Origin of the sequence: Bacillus sp. GMs2/2 (assembly GCF_050172095.1) — a bacterium.
In the GTDB taxonomy this organism is placed as follows: domain Bacteria; phylum Bacillota; class Bacilli; order Bacillales; family Bacillaceae_G; genus Bacillus_A; species Bacillus_A cereus.
In genome coordinates this window covers 1-641 of sequence record NZ_JBNLYE010000775.1, presented here as the reverse complement: position 1 = coordinate 641, position 641 = coordinate 1, and the positions used below count along the sequence as shown (strand labels likewise).

Sequence of the window (641 nt, the reverse complement as noted above, 5' to 3'; positions counted from 1 at the left end):
GTTCAGAGCTTCGCTTACGCTAACCCCTCTCCTTAACCTTCCAGCACCGGGCAGGTGTCACCCCCTATACTTCGCCTTACGGCTTCGCAGAGAGCTGTGTTTTTGCTAAACAGTCGCTTGGGCCTATTCACTGCGGCTTTCCGTTAAGAAAGCACCCCTTCTCCCGAAGTTACGGGGTCATTTTGCCGAGTTCCTTAACCAGAGTTCTCTCGCACACCTTAGGATTCTCTCCTCGCCTACCTGTGTCGGTTTGCGGTACAGGCACCTTTTATCTCGCTAGAAGCTTTTCTTGGCAGCGGGGAATCAAAGACTTCGCTCCATAAGGAGCTTCCCCATCACAGCTCAGCCTTCACGATAAGCGGATTTGCCTACTTATCAGCCTAACTGCTTGGACGTGCACAACCAATCGCACGCTTCTTCTATCCTTCTGCGTCCCTCCATTGCTCAAACGATAAAGAGGTGGTACAGGAATATCAACCTGTTGTCCATCGCCTACGCCTGTCGGCCTCGGCTTAGGTCCTGACTAACCCTGAGCGGACGAGCCTTCCTCAGGAAACCTTAGGCATTCGGTGGACGGGATTCTCACCCGTCTTTCGCTACTCATACCGGCATTCTCACTTCTAAGCACTCCACCAGTCCTT

Annotated in this window: 1 rRNA gene; it reads right to left on the bottom strand. The window is 52.7% G+C overall.

From position 1 onward, the window contains the following. Positions 1-641: ribosomal RNA gene (locus tag ACQGS6_RS29445) — 23S ribosomal RNA — on the bottom strand; the annotation flags it as partial.